Below are 14772 nucleotides of genomic sequence, written 5' to 3'. Positions count from 1 at the left end.
CGGAGGGCCGTACAGGCGACTTCGCGTGTGGCGCGGCGGAGCGAGGGCAGGGATGGCACGTCACCCCCCGGCTCCTCCCCACCGTCCCACCGACCTCGCGGGACCGCAGATGACTCGGATCGCAGCCGTCCACGGAGTTCTGGCTCCGCATCAGCACCGCCAAGCCGACCTCACCGAAGCCGTCGCCCGGAGCTGTCTGCCCGCCGGGGGAGACCGCAGGCTCCTCGACCGGCTGCACCGCGCCGCCCGGGTGACCACCCGGTACACCGCACTGCCCCTCGAACAGTACGAGGCCCTCGACGGCTTCGGCGCGCTCAACGACGCCTTCATCGAAGCCGCGGTCCCGCTCGGCGCCGAGGCCGTCGGGGGCGCCCTGGACACCGCGGGGCTCTCGCCGCGCGATGTCGACCTGCTGATGTTCACCTCCGTCACCGGCATCGCCGCGCCCTCCGTCGACGCGCGCCTGGTCGGCCGGCTCGGACTCCGCCCCGACATCAAGCGGGTCCCGGTCTTCGGCCTCGGCTGTGTCGCGGGGGCGGCCGGGATCGCCCGGCTCCACGACTACTTACTGGGCCACCCCGACGAGGTCGCCGTCCTCCTCTCCGTGGAGCTCTGCTCCCTCACCTTCCAGCGCGACGACCCCTCCCCGGCCAATCTGGTCGCCTCCGGGCTCTTCGGCGACGGCGCGGCGGCCGTCGTCGCCTGCGGCGCGCGCCGCCCGGCCGCCGGACCCGCCGTCGTCGCCACGCGCGGCCACCTCTACCCGGACACCGAACGGGTGATGGGGTGGGACATCAGCGGCTCCGGCTTCCGGATCGTGCTGGACACCAGCGTCCCCGAGGTCGTCCGCAAGAACCTCGCCGACGACGTGGACGGCTTCCTCGCCGACCACGGTCTGGTACGCGAGGACATCACCGCCTGGGTCTGCCACCCCGGCGGGCCCAAGGTCCTGGAGGCGGTCGAGGAGGTCCTCGCCCTGCCGCCCGGCGCCCTCGGCCTCACCTGGCGCTCGCTGGCCGCGGTGGGCAACCTCTCCTCCGCGTCCGTGCTGCACGTCCTGCGCGACACCCTGGCCCTGCGGCCCCCGCCGGCCGGCACGGCGGGGCTGCTGCTCGCCATGGGGCCCGGGTTCTGCTCCGAACTGGTCCTGCTGCGCTGGTAGTTCCCGGAGAACGGAGGCCCGGAGATGGTCTGGTACACCCTGCTCGTGCTCGCCGTCGGCGCCGAGCGCGGCGCCGAACTCGCCGTCGCCCGGCGCAACACGCGCTGGAGCCTGGCGCGCGGCGCCGTCGAACGGGGCCGGGGCCACTACCCGGCCATGGTCCTGCTCCACACCGGTCTGCTCGTCGGCTGCCTCGCCGAAGTGACCCTCGCCGGGCGCCCGTTCGTGCCCGCGCTCGGCTGGCCGATGCTCGCCGTCGTGGTCGCCGCGCAGGCGCTGCGCTGGTGGTGCGTCCGCACCCTGGGGCCGCGCTGGAACACCCGGGTGCTGGTCGTGCCGGGGCTCCCGCTGGTGGCGGGCGGCCCGTACCGGCTGCTGCGCCACCCCAACTACGTGGCGGTCGCCGCCGAGGGCGTCGCGCTGCCCCTGGTGCACGGCGCCTGGGTGACCGCGCTCGCCTTCACCGTGCTCGACGCGGCGCTGCTGACCGTACGGCTGCGATGCGAGAACGGCGCCCTCCGTCTCGCCGGTCCCGGTACCCCGCCGTGATCGACCTGCTGGTGGCCGGCGGCGGTCCGGCCGGACTCGCCACCGCCGTACGCGCCGCGCTCGCCGGCCTGGAGACCGTGGTCGTCGAGGCGCGCCCGGCCCCCGTCGACAAGGCGTGCGGCGAGGGCGTCCTGCCCACCGGCGTACGGGAGCTGGCCGCGCTCGGCCTCGGCCCCCTGCCGGGCCGCCCCCTGCGCGGCATCCGGTACGTGCGCGGCGCGCACCGCGCGCAGGCCGCCTTCGACGCGGGCCCCGGCCTCGGCGTCCGCCGCACGGCCCTCCACACGGCGCTGGCCCGGCGCGCCGAAGCGCTCGGCGTACGGACCGTCACGGGCCGGGTCGGGGAGGTCGGCCAGAGCGCCGACGGGGTGGCGGCCGCGGGGCTCCGGGCACGCTGGCTGGTGGCGGCGGACGGGCTGCACTCCCCGGTACGGCGCGGCCTCGGCCTGGAGCTGCCCGGCCGGGGCCCCCGGCGGTACGGGCAGCGCCGCCACTACCGGATCGCGCCGTGGACGGAGTTCGTCGAGGTGCACTGGTCGGCGACGGGCGAGGACGGCGAGGCGTATGTCACGCCGGTCGGCCCCGACCTGGTCGGCGTCGCCGTCCTGAGCACGCTCCGCCGGGGGTACGACGACCATCTCGCCGCCTTCCCCGCCCTGCGCGCCCGGCTCGCCGGCGCCCCCGCCGGACCGGTGCGCGGCGCGGGACCGCTCCGCCGCCGGGTACGGAGCCGGACGGCGGGGCGGGTCCTCCTGGTGGGCGACGCCGCCGGGTATGTCGACGCGCTCACCGGCGAGGGCATCGCGCTGGCGCTGCTGTCGGCCGGGGCGGCGGTGACCGCGCTGCGCTCCGGCCGCCCCGGGACGTACGAGCGCCGCTGGCGGGCCCTGACCCGCCGCCACCGGCTCCTCACGGCCGGCCTCCTCGCCGTCGCCGGCCACCCGGCCGCCGCCCGCCTTCTGACCCCGGCGGCGGCCCGCGCCCCGGCGCTCTTCACGGCGGCGGTACGCGCGCTCCAGTGACCGGCGGGCGACACCGGCGGGCCTGACCGTCCGGCACCCCCTGCCCGCACCCGGGCCGCCGGGCGGGGTGCACATGCGTTTACCCTGGGGTGAACGCATGTGCACCCCCGCCGTCCGCCACCCCTACGGAGCGAGATGTCCCCAGCGATACCCCCGTCCGGCCCCGCCGCCCCGTCCGACCCTGCCGACCCCGAAGAACCCGTCGCCGAGGCGCCGCACCCCCGGTTCCTCGTCGCCGTGCTGGCGTTCTGCGGGGTCGTCGTCGCCGTCATGCAGACCCTTGTCGTGCCGCTGCTGCCGCATGTCCCCGCGCTCACCGGGGCGACCCCGACCGCGGCGAGCTGGCTGGTCACCGTCACCCTGCTCACCGGGGCCATCTGCACCCCCGTACTCGGGCGGGCCGGGGACATGTACGGGAAGCGGCGGGTCCTGATCGCCTCGCTCGGCGTGCTCGCCGCCGGCTCCGTGCTCTGCGCCGTCAGCTCCCAGATCGGGGTGCTGATCGCCGGGCGCGCCCTCCAGGGCGCCGCGCTCGCCGTACTGCCGCTCGGGATCAGCATCATGCGGGACGAACTCGCCCCGGAACGGGTGCTCTCCTCCGTCGCGCTGATGAGCTCCACCCTCGGCATCGGCGCCGCCGTCGGGCTGCCCGTCGCCGCGCTCGTCGTGGAGCACTACGACTGGCACACCATGTTCTGGGCCTCCGCCGCGCTCGGGGCGGCCGACATCGTGCTCGTCCTGCTCTGCGTACCGGAGTCGCCCCGGCGCTCGCACGGCCGGTTCGACGTGCTGGGCGCGCTCGGCCTCTCCGCCGCCCTCGTCTGCCTGCTCCTCGCGGTCACCCAGGGCGGCGGCTGGGGGTGGGGCTCCGCCCGTACCCTCGGACTCCTCGCGCTCGCCGTGGTGATCGCCCTCCTCTGGGGCCGCTACGAGCTCCGCGTCGCCTCGCCCCTGGTCGACCTGCGGGTCTCCGCGCGCCCCGCCGTGCTGCTCACCAACATCGCCGCCCTCCTCATCGGCTTCGCCTTCTACGCCAACTCCCTCTCCACCGCCCAGATGGTCCAGGAGCCGACGTCCACCGGGTACGGCCTCGGCGCCTCCATCGTCGTCAGCGGCCTCTGCCTGCTCCCCGGCGGCCTCACCATGGTCGCGCTCTCCCCGGTCTCCGCGCGGATCTCCCGGAGGTACGGCCCGCGCACCACCCTCGCGCTCGCCGCCGCGATCCTCGCCGCCGGCTACCTCGTCCGGTTCTTCACCAGCCACGCGCTCTGGACCATCGTCCTCGGCGCCACCGTCGTCGCCGCCGGCACCGCCATCGCCTACTCGGCGCTGCCCGCCCTGGTCATGCGGGGCGTCCCGGTGAGCGAGACCGCCGCCGCCAACGGGCTCAACACCCTGATGCGCTCGGTCGGCCAGGCCTTCTGCAGCGCCGCCGTGGCCGCCGTACTCGCCCATACGACCTTCGACGCCGGCGGCCACCGCGCCCCCACCCTCGGCGCCTATCTCCTCGTCTTCGTCCTCGCGGGCACCGCCGCGCTGCTCGCCCTCGCCGTCACCCTGTGTCTGCCGCGCCAGGCCGGGACCGCCCCCGGTAACCTCGGCGGGGACCGCACGAGCACCCAGGGCACCCGACAACTCGCGGAGGGCACATGAACGGGCCGGCCGCCCCCGCGGACGCCCCGGCGGGCACCGACCCGGTGACCGGCCGGGACGCCATCCTGCGCGCCGCCCGCCGGGCCTTCGCCTTCCGGCCGTACGCCGAGGTGACGCTCCGCTCCATCGCCGCCGACGCGGGGGTCAGCGCCTCCCTGATCGTCAAGCACTTCGCCACCAAGGAAGGGCTCTTCAACGCGGTCGCCGACTTCGGCCCCGCCGCCGACCGGCTCTTCGCCGCGCCCCTCGACGCCCTCGGCCGCCATCTCGTGGTGACCCTGGTACGCCACCGCCGCGACCACGGCGGCGACCTCCTGCTCCGCGTGGTCTTCTCACTCGGCGACGACGACGAGCGCACCCTGCTGCGGGAACGCTTCGACCAGCAGATCACCCGCCGCCTCGCCGCCCTCCTCACCGGGCGCGACCGCGACCTGCGCGCCGAGCTGATCACCGGCCAGCTCCTGGGCCTGGGCAGCGCCCAGAGTCTCAACCGGACGGGCGCCGTGGCCCGCGCCACCCCGGAGGCCCTCGGCGACCTCTACGGGCCCGCCATCCAGCGCCTGATCGACGGCTGACACCCCGGAGGACGACGCCCCGGCCGGGGCGGGGCGCGCGCCTCAGCGGGTCAGCAGCAGCTCCGTGTTGCGGTCCGTCGACTTCCCCGCCGGGGCCGTCGTGGAACCGGGCGCGTTGTGCGAGAGCTCCCGGTAGAGCGCGGCGAGCCCGGTCTGCGACAGGTCCCGGAAGTCCGTACGGTGCGGCGCCGCCGACTCGATCAGCGTGGTGAAGAGCGAGAGCGTGCCGTCCCTGTTGTCCGCGATCTCGATCACCCGGGCGAGCTGCGGGAAGTCGATGTGCGAGGCCGTCGAGATCTCCCAGAAGCCGTCGCGCGCCGCGACCGCGTTGCGGTGGCTGTGCCCGTTCACCCACGCCACCACCTGCGGGCTCCGCGCCAGCAGCGCCAGCACCTCGTCCCCGCTGTGCCGCGCCTCGCCCGGGTGCGCCGGGTCGGGGTGGGTGTTCGTCATCGTCCAGCTGTTGTGGTGGCTGAACACCACCACGTACCCGTCCCGGTGCTCCTTCAGCCGCCGCTTCAGCCACGCGAACTGCGCGGTGCCGAGGGAGCCCGTGTAGTGCCCGCCCCGGTCGGTGGTGTCCAGACTGATCCCGGTGACGTTCCCGCCCATCGGGAACGTGTAGTACAGCGTGTCCCCGTCGAGATTGGCCGCCGTGTAGCCGTGCCCCGCCGGGCCCGCCCCGGCGCGCGCCGGATCGAGGTGCGCCTTCAGATAGTCGCGCGGGCTGAACGGCGCCCGCGCCGGGTCCGGCGTGATGGTGCGCATCCGCCGCTTCGAACGGCGCAGCAGGTCGATCAGATGGGCACCGGACGGGTCGCCGCCCTTGCCGAGCAGCCGCAGCAACTCCTTCGCCTCGGCCTCCGGGATGCCGTACAGCTTCTTCGAGCCGACCGCGAACTCCGCCAGGAAGCCGCTCCGGTCGGCCATCGCACCGGAGGCGAGACCGTCGTGGTTGCCGGCCGTCGAGTACCACGGGATGCGCAGCCCCGGGCTGTCGACGGAGCGGATCGCGGCGGCGAGGAAGCCGTCGACCCGCGGAAAGCCGAGCCGCTTGTCGGTGTCCCGCAGCGCGTCCTCCGGGTGCCAGAACAGCCGCTCACCGGAGTTCTGCACCCCCTCGTAGCGGCGCGGGTCGCCGGTGTTGGGGGAGACCCGGCCCCCGTTCATCACCGTGAGGAACCACTCCAGCTCCGCCCGCGCGTTGTTGTCCGTGTTGTCGCCGGTCGTCACGGCGAAGGAGATCGGCGCCCCGGTCACAGGACCGCCCCGCAACGCGTTGATCTGCTCGATCAGCGCCACCGCGCCCGGTACCGTCAGAGCCTCCTGTGGACGCCACCCCGAGAGCTGCTGGGAACGCAGGTACTCGGTGCGCACCGGGTGCTGCACATCGACCAGATGCAAGTCCGTGAGCTGGACGAAGGACGTGAGAACGGTACGCCGTTCGGCCCGCCCGGCCCGGGGCGCGGCGAGCTGTTCCCGTACGACCCGGCGCCAGCCGGGCCCGTCACCGAGCCGACGGTACGGTACGGCCGTGTCGCGCGGGGTGGCGACCGTGTCCACCGTGGTACGGGCGGGCACCGCCGGGGCACGCACCGGCGCCGCCGTGTCCGCCGGCACCCCCGGCGTACGGGGCCCCGGCACCGCGGCCGAGGTGGCCGCGGCCTCTGCCGCGCCGGAGCCGCCGCCCGCGCCGAGGGCCAGCCCGATGCCGGCGGAGACCCCCGCCGCGCCGGTGGCCGCGAGGAAGGAACGGCGGTCGACGGCGGTGACTGCGGAGCGTATGCGTGTCATGGTCCGGTCTCCCGAGTACGAGCGCGTCGGCGTGTGCGCCGGGGACGGGCCCCTGGCCGCACTGTGATGCTTGACATCGGGCGTGGCCTGGGAGTGAACGACGTTCCAACGTCCGACACCCATCTCCACACAGGGATCACCGTGACGGCCGGGTGTCGCCGGCTCCTCGGCCGCCGGACCGGAAGCGGTCACTCACCGTTCACCGTGCGGGGAAGGGGCGTACCGTGGTGACCCGCCGGAGCAGGTCGGGAAAACCTGTACGGCGCGGGACGCATACGTTGCCCGGGAGCGGGCACACGGATTGACGAAGCCAAGCTCACGGCCCTTCCCCCTCGGCCGCATGAGCCTTCTGGGCCCCACCGGCGCACCCCCTCGCCGGTGGGGCCACCCTCTTCCCCGCCGTATCCCCTTGTCCGCGCCCGCTTTCCCGTTCTCCGCGCCGGTTCCCCGCCCGTCCGCACGGGCCCTCCGCGCCCGCGTGGCGGCACCGGCTCCGGCGCGGCGTTCCGTGACGGCGTGTCAGGACGGCGGCGTCCCGCGCCCCGGGGCGCGCGGGTCTCTGGCATGTGCCACCGTGTGCGCCTGCAACGCGGGGAGCGGCAGGTCCGCCCAGGTCGGCGCCGGTACGGGGGCACCGCACCGCCCCGGACCCGCCGGAGCGGGGCCGGCCGCCGGGCGCCCCGGGCCCGAACACGCTCCGTATTCCACAGGTTTCGGTTGGGTCACAGTTCCGCCGGGGCGGCGTGGGCTGTTCGCCCCGCGCGGACACCGGGCCCGCCCCGCCCGCCGGGTGCCCGGGCGGGGCGCCGCCCGGGCACCCGCCTGCCCGGCCCTGCCCGGACCCCGGAGCGGACGTGGCGCAGGTCACGGCGGTGCAGGTCAGAGCGGGGGGCGGGGGAGCGGGGCGCCGGACCCGCCCGATGCGGACGGATCCGTACCGGCTCCGCCGGGCTCCTCCCGGTACGTGACCCCGCCGCGACGCCACCGCGCCACCGGGCCGGGCCCGTTACCGGCGGGCGGGCATAAACGCGGGTGATCGACGGAGAGTTGCGAAAGATCAGCAAAGTGTTCGAAGGGCCGGATCGGGGCCCCTACACTGATCGCCGCAGCGGCCAGGAGGGTTCGAACAACTCGCCCGGCCGGCGGGCATGGCACCCCATCGCCCCGCATGCCCAGCCGTAACGCACCACCCCCCACCGTCCTTGAGGAACTATGCCGACCAACCACTTGTCCGGGCGCCCGCGCAGCAGAGGCGGCTGGCAGCACGGCGCCGCCCGCCCCTTCCGTTTCCCCGGACCACCAGGGACGGGGGCGGAGAGCCGGTGCTAGTGCTTCCGTCGGCTCGGCAAGCCCCCCGAGGCCCCCGTGAGACCCCCGCACGGCGGACGGGGCGTTTCTGATGGCCAGTGACAACTTCCGCCCCGTCTACCACCCCGCGGGCCACGACAACGAGCTCCGCGCCGCCGTCCAGGACCTGCGCACCGGCCGCTGGCTGGCGATGCGCAACCTCCTCGAAGGGACCCGTGCCTGGCCGCTCTGGACCCAGCGCACCCAGGTCCTCGCCGCCGTGGCCGCCGGCTCCGACGCCGTACAGACCTGGCGGAGCGAGGAGCCCGGCAGCACGGCCGCGGCCATCATGTACACCCGGGTCCTGGTCGAACGGGCCATCCGGGCGCACCGCGAAGGACACGCGCGCACCCAGGAACTCTGGCAGGAGGCGTGGGAGGCGTGCGGCAACGCCGCCAGGCTCGCCCCCGCCGACCCGGTGCCCTGGGTCTGCCTGCTCGCCCTCGCCCAGCTCGACACCGACCAGCGGCTGGAGGAACACCGGCTGCCGCCGCCCGGGCCGATGCTCTTCCCCGGCCCCTGGGCGCTGCTGGCCGAGGCCGACAAGCGCGACCCGTACAACCGCGAGGCGTACCACCGGATGCTCCAGTTCGTGTACGCGCGGCGCTCCGACGGCTCCCTCTCCGAAGCGGTCAACTTCGTCCAGTGGGCCGCCTCCTCCGCCCCCGAGGGCTCGCCGCTGCACGCCATGCCGCTCTTCGTCAGAGCGGAGCGCTACCGGCGCGACAAGGGCCACGAGAAGGCACTCGACCTGCACTGGGTCACCGAGGACGCCACCCGCGACGCCCTGCGCGCCCTGCACCTCTGGTTCGACCACGCCGTTCTCGCCGAGGCCTCGCTGCTCGACCTCAACCACCTCGCGCACGCCCTCTGGGGCGCCCTGCAGTTCGGCGAGGCGGCCCGCGTCTTCGAGGCGCTCGGCCCGTACTACGTCTCGGTGCCCTGGTCCTACCGCAGCCGCAGACCCGGCGACGCCGCCGAGGCCGAGGACACCTTCCTGCGGGCCCGCGGCCGCTCCCTCGGCGCCCGGGGCGACGCGCGCGGCGGCCCCCCGGGGTGAGCCCGGCTCCGTACCGGCATCCGCTCCCCGCACCCCCACCCCCACCCCCACCCTCACCCTCACTTTTTTGTGTGTTCCCCCGGAGGTAGTGCCATGTCCGTTTCCCCACCGACCTGGTCGAAGACCGAGCCGTCACCGGTGGACGAAGAACAGCGGCTGCGCGAGCTGGGCTACCAGCCCGTGCTCGCCCGCCGGATGGGCGGCTTCGGCAACTTCGCCATCAGCTTCTCCGTCATATCCGTGCTCTCCGGCTGCATGACGCTCTACGGCTTCGGCATGAGCACCGGCGGCCCCTCCGTCATGCTCTGGGGCTGGGCGGGCGTCGGGCTCATGGTCCTCTGCGTCGGCATGGCGCTCGCCGAGGTCACCAGCGCCTACCCGACCTCCGGCGCCCTCTACTACATGGCCGACCGGCTCGGCGGACGCAAGTGGGGCTGGTACACCGGCTGGCTCAACCTGCTCGGCCTCCTCGGCGCGATCGCCGGCATCGACTACGGCGCCGCCCTCTTCACCGGGGCCTTCCTCCACCTCCAGTTCGGCTTCGCCCCCACCGCCGGGTCGACCTTCGTCATCTTCCTCTGCATCCTCCTGCTCCACGCCCTCCTCAACCTCTTCGGCGTGCGGCTCGTCAGCATCCTCAACTCCATCAGCGTCTGGTGGCACCTGATCGGGGTCGCCGTCATCGTCGGCGCCCTCGCGATCGTCCCGGACCACCACCAGTCGCCGTCCTTCGTCTTCACCGAGTTCGTCAACGACACCGGCTGGCAGAACCCGCTCTACGTCGCCGCCATCGGCCTGCTCCTCGCCCAGTACACGTTCTGCGGCTACGACGCCTCCGCCCACCTCTCCGAGGAGACCTCCAACGCGTCCGTCACGGCCGCGCGCGGCATCGTCCGCGCCATCTGGGTCTCCTGGATCGCCGGGTTCGCGCTGCTGGCCGGCCTCACCTTCGCCATCCAGGACTACCTCGGCGCCCAGAACAGCCCCACCGGAGTGCCGCCCGCCCAGATCCTCATCGACGCCCTCGGCACCAGCGGCGCGACCGCGCTCCTCCTCCTCGTCATCGTCGCCCAGCTCTTCTGCGGCAACGCCGAGGTCGCTGCGGCCAGCCGGATGGTCTTCGCCTTCAGCCGCGACAACGCCCTGCCGGGCTCCGCGCTCTGGCGGCGCGTCAGCAGCCGCACCCAGACCCCCGTGCCCGCGGTCTGGCTCTCGGTGCTCGTCGCCGGCCTGCTCGCCGTGCCGTCCCTCTACTCCGAGACCGCGTACGGCGCGGTGACCGCGATCAACGTGATCGGCATCACCCCCGCCTACGCCATCCCGATCTTCCTGAAGCTGCGCGCCAAGGGCCGCTTCGAGCCCGGCCCCTGGAACCTGGGCCGCTGGAGCAGGCCCGTCGGCTGGATCGCCGTGGTGTGGGTGGCCCTGGTCACCGTGCTCTTCTGCCTGCCGCAGACCAACCCGGTGACCGTCGACTCGATGAACTACGCGGTGATCGCGCTCGCCGTGGTCCTCGCCCTGGCCACCGTCTGGTGGTACATCGCGCGCGGCAGCTACAGCACCCCGCAGGCGTACGGGAACGCCCGTGAGCAGGAGGAGATCTCCGAGGGCATCGTCTGACCCGCGACCGGACCCGGCCGGACCGGGGAGAGGGGGCGGCGCCCGAGGACCTGGTCCCGGGCGCCGCCCCCTTCTCCGTACTCTCCGGTCCGCGGGTTCTCCCGTCAGTTCTCGCTGAGGAACTTCCGGGCCAGCTCGGTCCCGAGTCGTACGGCCGCTTCGTGGTCCTCCAGCGGGGAGACCTGGGAGTGCTTGAAGACGATGTACGTCACCCCGGAGGGCACCCCGCCGCCGGCCGGGTCGGTCAGGATGCCCAGACCGCGCGCCGTGGCCAGCGACGCCTCGCCGATGATCCCGGGCGGCCCGATGTCCCCGACGACCGCGTACTGCACCGTGTTCCGGTGGATGACGGCGGCGACGGACCCGCCGTGGATCCCCGAAGCCCGGTGGTCCCAGATCCCGCTCGCCATCGGGATGACGATGTACGGCAGGTGCTCCGCGGTGAGATACCGGCCGTCGGACCGGGTGAAGGCGGTCTGCTCCTGGAAGTACGGGTCGGACGCGCGGTTGCAGCGCGCCGTGGGCTCTCCGTCGCAGTCGATGTCCATGTCGGCGTCGAAGAAGACCGCGCCGTTCGCGTCGCAGACCGCGACGGTGGGCGGCGTGTCGTCACGGGTGCGGTACAGCCCGTCGGAGACCTGGTTGCACCCGGCGCCCCCGGCGCGGGCCAGCAGCGCGGCGGCGGTCGGGGCCGGCTCCTCGGCGGGCGGCGGCCCGGCCGCGCCTGCCCGAACGGGCGGGTCCTCCCGTACGGGCGGACGCACGGCGGACGGTACGGGCGCCGCACGGCCGGGGGCGGCGGGCCCGGGGGCCGCGCGTCCGGGGGTGGCCTCGGCGGCGGGCGGCGGCCCGGTGGGGACGGCGAGGGCGGGCAGCACGGTCACGGGGACGACGGCGGCGGCGAGCAGCGCGCTGCCGGCGGTGATGAGGACCTGTGTGCGTGAGTGCACGGGGAAGTTCCCTTTCCTGGATGTCCGGGGAGGGCGACAGGGGTGGGGGAAGAGGCGGGGGAGAGGCGAGGAGCGCGCCACGGCGCGGTGCGGGCGCGTGCGCGGGCGTATGCGTGGGTCCCGCGCGGGCGCGGGCGAGCGCGGTGCGCGCGGCGCGCCGGGAGCGGTCGGCTCAGGCGTCCGTACGGGGCGCGGGGCGGCCGTCGGCTATGTACGCGCGGAGCCGGCCGAGGAAGACCCGCTGCCCCGCCACCAGCGGCTCCTCGGCCCGCTCCAGCGGGAACCAGGCGACCCGGTCCAGCTCGGGGAAGTCCCGGAACACACCGGAGCCCCGGGGCCACTCCAGGGTGAAGGTGCCGGGCACCACATCGGCGGGGTCGAGATCCCCCGCCACGGCCCAGACGGTGACCGTCTTGCCGCCGCGCTGCCGGGCCGAGCCGAGCGGGATCCAGGGGCCCTCGGGCACCGGCACCCCCAGCTCCTCCCGGAACTCCCGGCGCGCCGCGGCCTCGGGGGCCTCGTCGGCCTCGTACTCCCCCTTGGGGATCGACCAGGCGGCGGCGGAGCGGCCGGACCAGAACGGTCCGCCCATGTGCCCGAGCAGCACGGCCGCACCGGAGTCCGTGACCCGGTGCAGCAACACGCCGGCGCTCCGCCTGTTCGACATGGCGTCAAGTCTGTGCAGCCGCAAACCGGCTCGCCATCCGAACACCGCGCCGACGACCGGCGGCGGGGAGAGGGGAGGGCTTGGCGGGTACGGGGACGGGCGCCCCGTCCCACGATCGGCGCCTCCGGGCCGATCGTATGAAGGGTTCGGCCGGACGGGGGGAGGGAGGGCCGTGTCCGGCGGGGTCGAGGGACCGGGCAGTGGTACGGACGTCCCACTCCGCCCGGTCGCCCCCCACGCGCCTCCCGTGTCCCTCGTGGCTCTCCAGCCTCTCCGTGCTCCGTGCTCCGTGCCTGGCTCTGCGGTGTGGTCCGTGGTCTGTCGCTCCGCGCATCCGCGCATCCGCGCGGCGCGGGCCGCGTATCCGTGGTCCGGCGCCGGCCGGGTCCGGGCGTGCGGCGCGTCCTTCTTACTGCACGGCGACGGCCGTGACGGTGTACGGACAGATCGGTGGGCGCGGCGCGCCCGCAGACGGCCGGTACGGCGGCCTCACGGGGGGTGCCCCGGGCCGCCGTACCGCCGCTGTATCGTTTCGCCCCGCCGGTGTGGAAGCCACCGTTTCCCGGGGTTTCGGGGGGTTTTCCCGGGGGGCTCTTCGCCCCTTCGGCCCCGCCGGCTATCCGCCGTTCGCCACGCCGGCCGCCCCCAGCGCCTCCGTGACCGTGTCGAGGAAGCGCGCGTGGGCGCGGTGGCTCGCCGGGGCCTCCGGGTTCCACTCCACGACACGCGCCCGTTCGGCGATCGCGCGCCAGCCGGGGTGGGACGCGAAGTCCTCACGCGGCGCGGCGTTGGCCCGTACGTCCGCGAGAACGATGTCCGGCGCCAGCGCGGCGGCCTCGGACCACCCGGCCGTGCGCCACCCCACACCGCCGCCCTCGGCCGGCTCGACCAGCCCCACGCCCGCCTCGGCGAGCGCCCGCAGATCCGGCCACGCGTCCGGCCTGGCCAGATACGCCGTGTCGGGCCCGGCCGCGGAGAGCGCCAGCACCCGGGCGCCCGGGTGCGCCGCCACCTGGGCGGCGAGCCGGGCCCGTGCGCCCGCCAGCTCGGCCGCCGCGGGCGGCTCCGGGGCGCCCAGCGCCCGCGCCAGCTCCGTGAAGCGCTCCCTGACCGCGTCGAGCGAGCGGTCCTTGCCCACCTCGATCACCACGACCGGGACCTTCTCCTCCAGGTGCTTGGCGGCCTCCGGGTCGATGCCGTACACCTGTCCGGTGCCGTAGCCGACGGCGACCACCAGATCCACGTCCGCGGCCTCGACGGCCGCCGGGTCGAAGGCGCTGCCCGCGCCGAAGGAGCGCACCTCGGCGAGGGGCAGCCCGCCCGCCTTCGCCGGGTCCTGGACCTCGCCGTCGTGGTGGGAGCCGAAGATCCCCAGGGCGCGCACGCCGTGCTCCCACAGCGTGGCGCCCGCCTGTATGTATGCCACCACCCGTGTCGGGCGGCTCTCCGCCGTGCTGACCCTGCCGCGATCGTCCGTGAACTCCCAGCTTGTGCCCGGGTTCATGCCTCGCCTCGTTCCGCTTTTGTTGGTGCGGTGTCCTGGGCGTCCTCTGTACGCGGGTTCGTACCGGGCGCCCCCTCCACTCCATGCCCAACAGGGGACGCCCGGACTCCCCACACGCACGGGTGACACGGAACCGAAACCGACGAACGGAAACGAGACGCCCTGTTCCGCCTGCGGTTCGATGGGTCTTCGACGGTCTGCCGACGGGTCACGGCTCGATGAGACCGGCCCGGATCGCGTATCTGGTCAGTTCGAGCCGGTCGCGCAGCCCCAGTTTCTGGAGGAGGTTGGCGCGGTGGCGCTCCACCGTCTTGGCGCTGATGAGGAGCAGCCCGGCGATCTCCTTGGAGGTGTGCCCCTCGGCGACCAGCTTGAGGATCTCCTCCTCCCGGGGGGTGATCGCGCTCTCCGGGATGGAGTCGCCCTGCCGCACCCGGTCGAGGTAGTTGCGGATGAGGGCGGTCACCGCGCCCGGGTAGAGGAAGGGCTCGTCGCGCATGGCCGCCCGGCACGCCTCCACCAGATCCCGGTCGGCCACCGACTTGAGGACATAGCCGCTCGCCCCGGCCTTCAACGCCTCGAAGAAATACTGTTCGTTGTCGTACATGGTCAGCATCAGGATGCGCGTCTCCGGCTGGAGCCTGGAGAGTTCGCGGGCCGCCTGGAGGCCGGTGAGACGGGGCATCGCGATATCGAGGATCACCAGGTCCGGGCGTTCGGCGCGGGCCAGTTCGATCGCCTCGGCGCCGTCCCCGGCCTCGCCGACGACGGTCAGGTCCGGTTCGTTGTCGAGGATCAGCCGTACGCCGCGGCGGACCAGCGCATGGTCGTCCGCCAGCAGGATCCGGGTCGGTGTCGCCTCGGCCATG

The 14772-nt window shown here is 74.7% G+C and carries 12 protein-coding genes; 7 read left to right on the top strand and 5 right to left on the bottom strand.

Annotation, left to right across the window (positions count from 1 at the left end):
• The first annotated feature begins 109 nt into the window (after positions 1–109).
• From AB0O07_RS08645 to AB0O07_RS08625, 5 genes are all read left to right on the top strand, one after another.
• Positions 110–1162, top strand: a complete 1053-nt coding sequence (locus AB0O07_RS08645; protein ID WP_365629105.1) for a 3-oxoacyl-[acyl-carrier-protein] synthase III C-terminal domain-containing protein — start codon at positions 110–112, stop codon at positions 1160–1162.
• 24 nt (positions 1163–1186) lie between these two features.
• Positions 1187–1711: an isoprenylcysteine carboxyl methyltransferase family protein gene (locus tag AB0O07_RS08640; RefSeq protein WP_365629103.1), complete on the top strand. Its 525-nt coding sequence runs from the start codon at positions 1187–1189 to the stop codon at positions 1709–1711.
• Positions 1708–2733 carry an NAD(P)/FAD-dependent oxidoreductase gene (locus AB0O07_RS08635; protein WP_365629100.1) on the top strand — a complete coding sequence of 342 codons (1026 nt, stop codon included), beginning with the start codon at positions 1708–1710 and terminating at the stop codon, positions 2731–2733. The genes AB0O07_RS08640 and AB0O07_RS08635 overlap by 4 nt, the downstream gene beginning before the upstream one ends.
• A 135-nt stretch (positions 2734–2868) precedes the next feature.
• The gene (locus tag AB0O07_RS08630; RefSeq protein WP_365629097.1) at positions 2869–4386 is read left to right on the top strand and encodes an MFS transporter; all 1518 of its coding nucleotides are present in this window, start codon (positions 2869–2871) and stop codon (positions 4384–4386) included.
• Entirely contained in the window at positions 4383–4961 is a 579-nt protein-coding gene (locus AB0O07_RS08625) for a TetR family transcriptional regulator (protein WP_365629094.1), read from the top strand. The genes AB0O07_RS08630 and AB0O07_RS08625 overlap by 4 nt, the downstream gene beginning before the upstream one ends.
• A 42-nt stretch (positions 4962–5003) precedes the next feature.
• Here AB0O07_RS08625 and AB0O07_RS08620 read toward each other — a convergent pair whose 3' ends face one another.
• Complete coding sequence (locus AB0O07_RS08620; protein WP_365629091.1) at positions 5004–6755, bottom strand: TIGR03767 family metallophosphoesterase; 1752 nt, start codon at positions 6753–6755, stop codon at positions 5004–5006.
• A gap of 1399 nt (positions 6756–8154) precedes the next feature.
• Here AB0O07_RS08620 and AB0O07_RS08615 point away from each other — a divergent pair.
• Positions 8155–9162 carry a hypothetical protein gene (locus AB0O07_RS08615; protein ID WP_365629088.1) on the top strand — a complete coding sequence of 336 codons (1008 nt, stop codon included), beginning with the start codon at positions 8155–8157 and terminating at the stop codon, positions 9160–9162.
• A gap of 93 nt (positions 9163–9255) precedes the next feature.
• The gene (locus AB0O07_RS08610) at positions 9256–10782 is read left to right on the top strand and encodes an amino acid permease (RefSeq protein WP_365629086.1); all 1527 of its coding nucleotides are present in this window, start codon (positions 9256–9258) and stop codon (positions 10780–10782) included.
• A 104-nt stretch (positions 10783–10886) separates the two neighbouring features.
• Here AB0O07_RS08610 and AB0O07_RS08605 read toward each other — a convergent pair whose 3' ends face one another.
• The 4 genes from AB0O07_RS08605 to AB0O07_RS08590 all read right to left on the bottom strand — a co-directional run bounded on the left by AB0O07_RS08605 (position 10887) and on the right by AB0O07_RS08590 (position 14771).
• Positions 10887–11732, bottom strand: a complete 846-nt coding sequence (locus tag AB0O07_RS08605; protein ID WP_365629084.1) for a glycoside hydrolase family 75 protein — start codon at positions 11730–11732, stop codon at positions 10887–10889.
• 172 nt (positions 11733–11904) lie between these two features.
• On the bottom strand, positions 11905–12399 hold the full coding sequence (locus AB0O07_RS08600; protein WP_365629081.1) for an NUDIX domain-containing protein: 495 nt from the start codon (positions 12397–12399) through the stop codon (positions 11905–11907).
• 616 nt (positions 12400–13015) lie between these two features.
• On the bottom strand, positions 13016–13903 hold the full coding sequence (locus tag AB0O07_RS08595; RefSeq protein WP_365629078.1) for an ABC transporter substrate-binding protein: 888 nt from the start codon (positions 13901–13903) through the stop codon (positions 13016–13018).
• Positions 13904–14111: 208 nt separating this feature from the next.
• Positions 14112–14771: a response regulator transcription factor gene (locus AB0O07_RS08590; RefSeq protein WP_365629075.1), complete on the bottom strand. Its 660-nt coding sequence runs from the start codon at positions 14769–14771 to the stop codon at positions 14112–14114.
• Position 14772: the final 1 nt, after the last annotated feature.

The sequence above is a fragment of the Streptomyces sp. NPDC093085 genome, assembly GCF_040683935.1.
In the GTDB taxonomy this organism is placed as follows: Bacteria; Actinomycetota; Actinomycetes; order Streptomycetales; family Streptomycetaceae; genus Streptomyces.
Note: the sequence above shows the minus strand (reverse complement) of the source record. Positions and strands in the feature narration are given on the sequence as shown.

Coding starts and splice junctions, on each gene's coding strand:
- AB0O07_RS08590 (WP_365629075.1), bottom strand. CDS start 14,771: ATGGCCGAGGCGACACCGACCCGGATCCTGCTGGCGGACGACCATGCG.
- AB0O07_RS08620 (WP_365629091.1), bottom strand. CDS start 6,755: ATGACACGCATACGCTCCGCAGTCACCGCCGTCGACCGCCGTTCCTTC.
- AB0O07_RS08645 (WP_365629105.1), top strand. CDS start 110: ATGACTCGGATCGCAGCCGTCCACGGAGTTCTGGCTCCGCATCAGCAC.
- AB0O07_RS08630 (WP_365629097.1), top strand. CDS start 2,869: ATGTCCCCAGCGATACCCCCGTCCGGCCCCGCCGCCCCGTCCGACCCT.
- AB0O07_RS08615 (WP_365629088.1), top strand. CDS start 8,155: ATGGCCAGTGACAACTTCCGCCCCGTCTACCACCCCGCGGGCCACGAC.
- AB0O07_RS08595 (WP_365629078.1), bottom strand. CDS start 13,903: ATGAACCCGGGCACAAGCTGGGAGTTCACGGACGATCGCGGCAGGGTC.
- AB0O07_RS08610 (WP_365629086.1), top strand. CDS start 9,256: ATGTCCGTTTCCCCACCGACCTGGTCGAAGACCGAGCCGTCACCGGTG.
- AB0O07_RS08640 (WP_365629103.1), top strand. CDS start 1,187: ATGGTCTGGTACACCCTGCTCGTGCTCGCCGTCGGCGCCGAGCGCGGC.
- AB0O07_RS08600 (WP_365629081.1), bottom strand. CDS start 12,399: ATGTCGAACAGGCGGAGCGCCGGCGTGTTGCTGCACCGGGTCACGGAC.
- AB0O07_RS08625 (WP_365629094.1), top strand. CDS start 4,383: ATGAACGGGCCGGCCGCCCCCGCGGACGCCCCGGCGGGCACCGACCCG.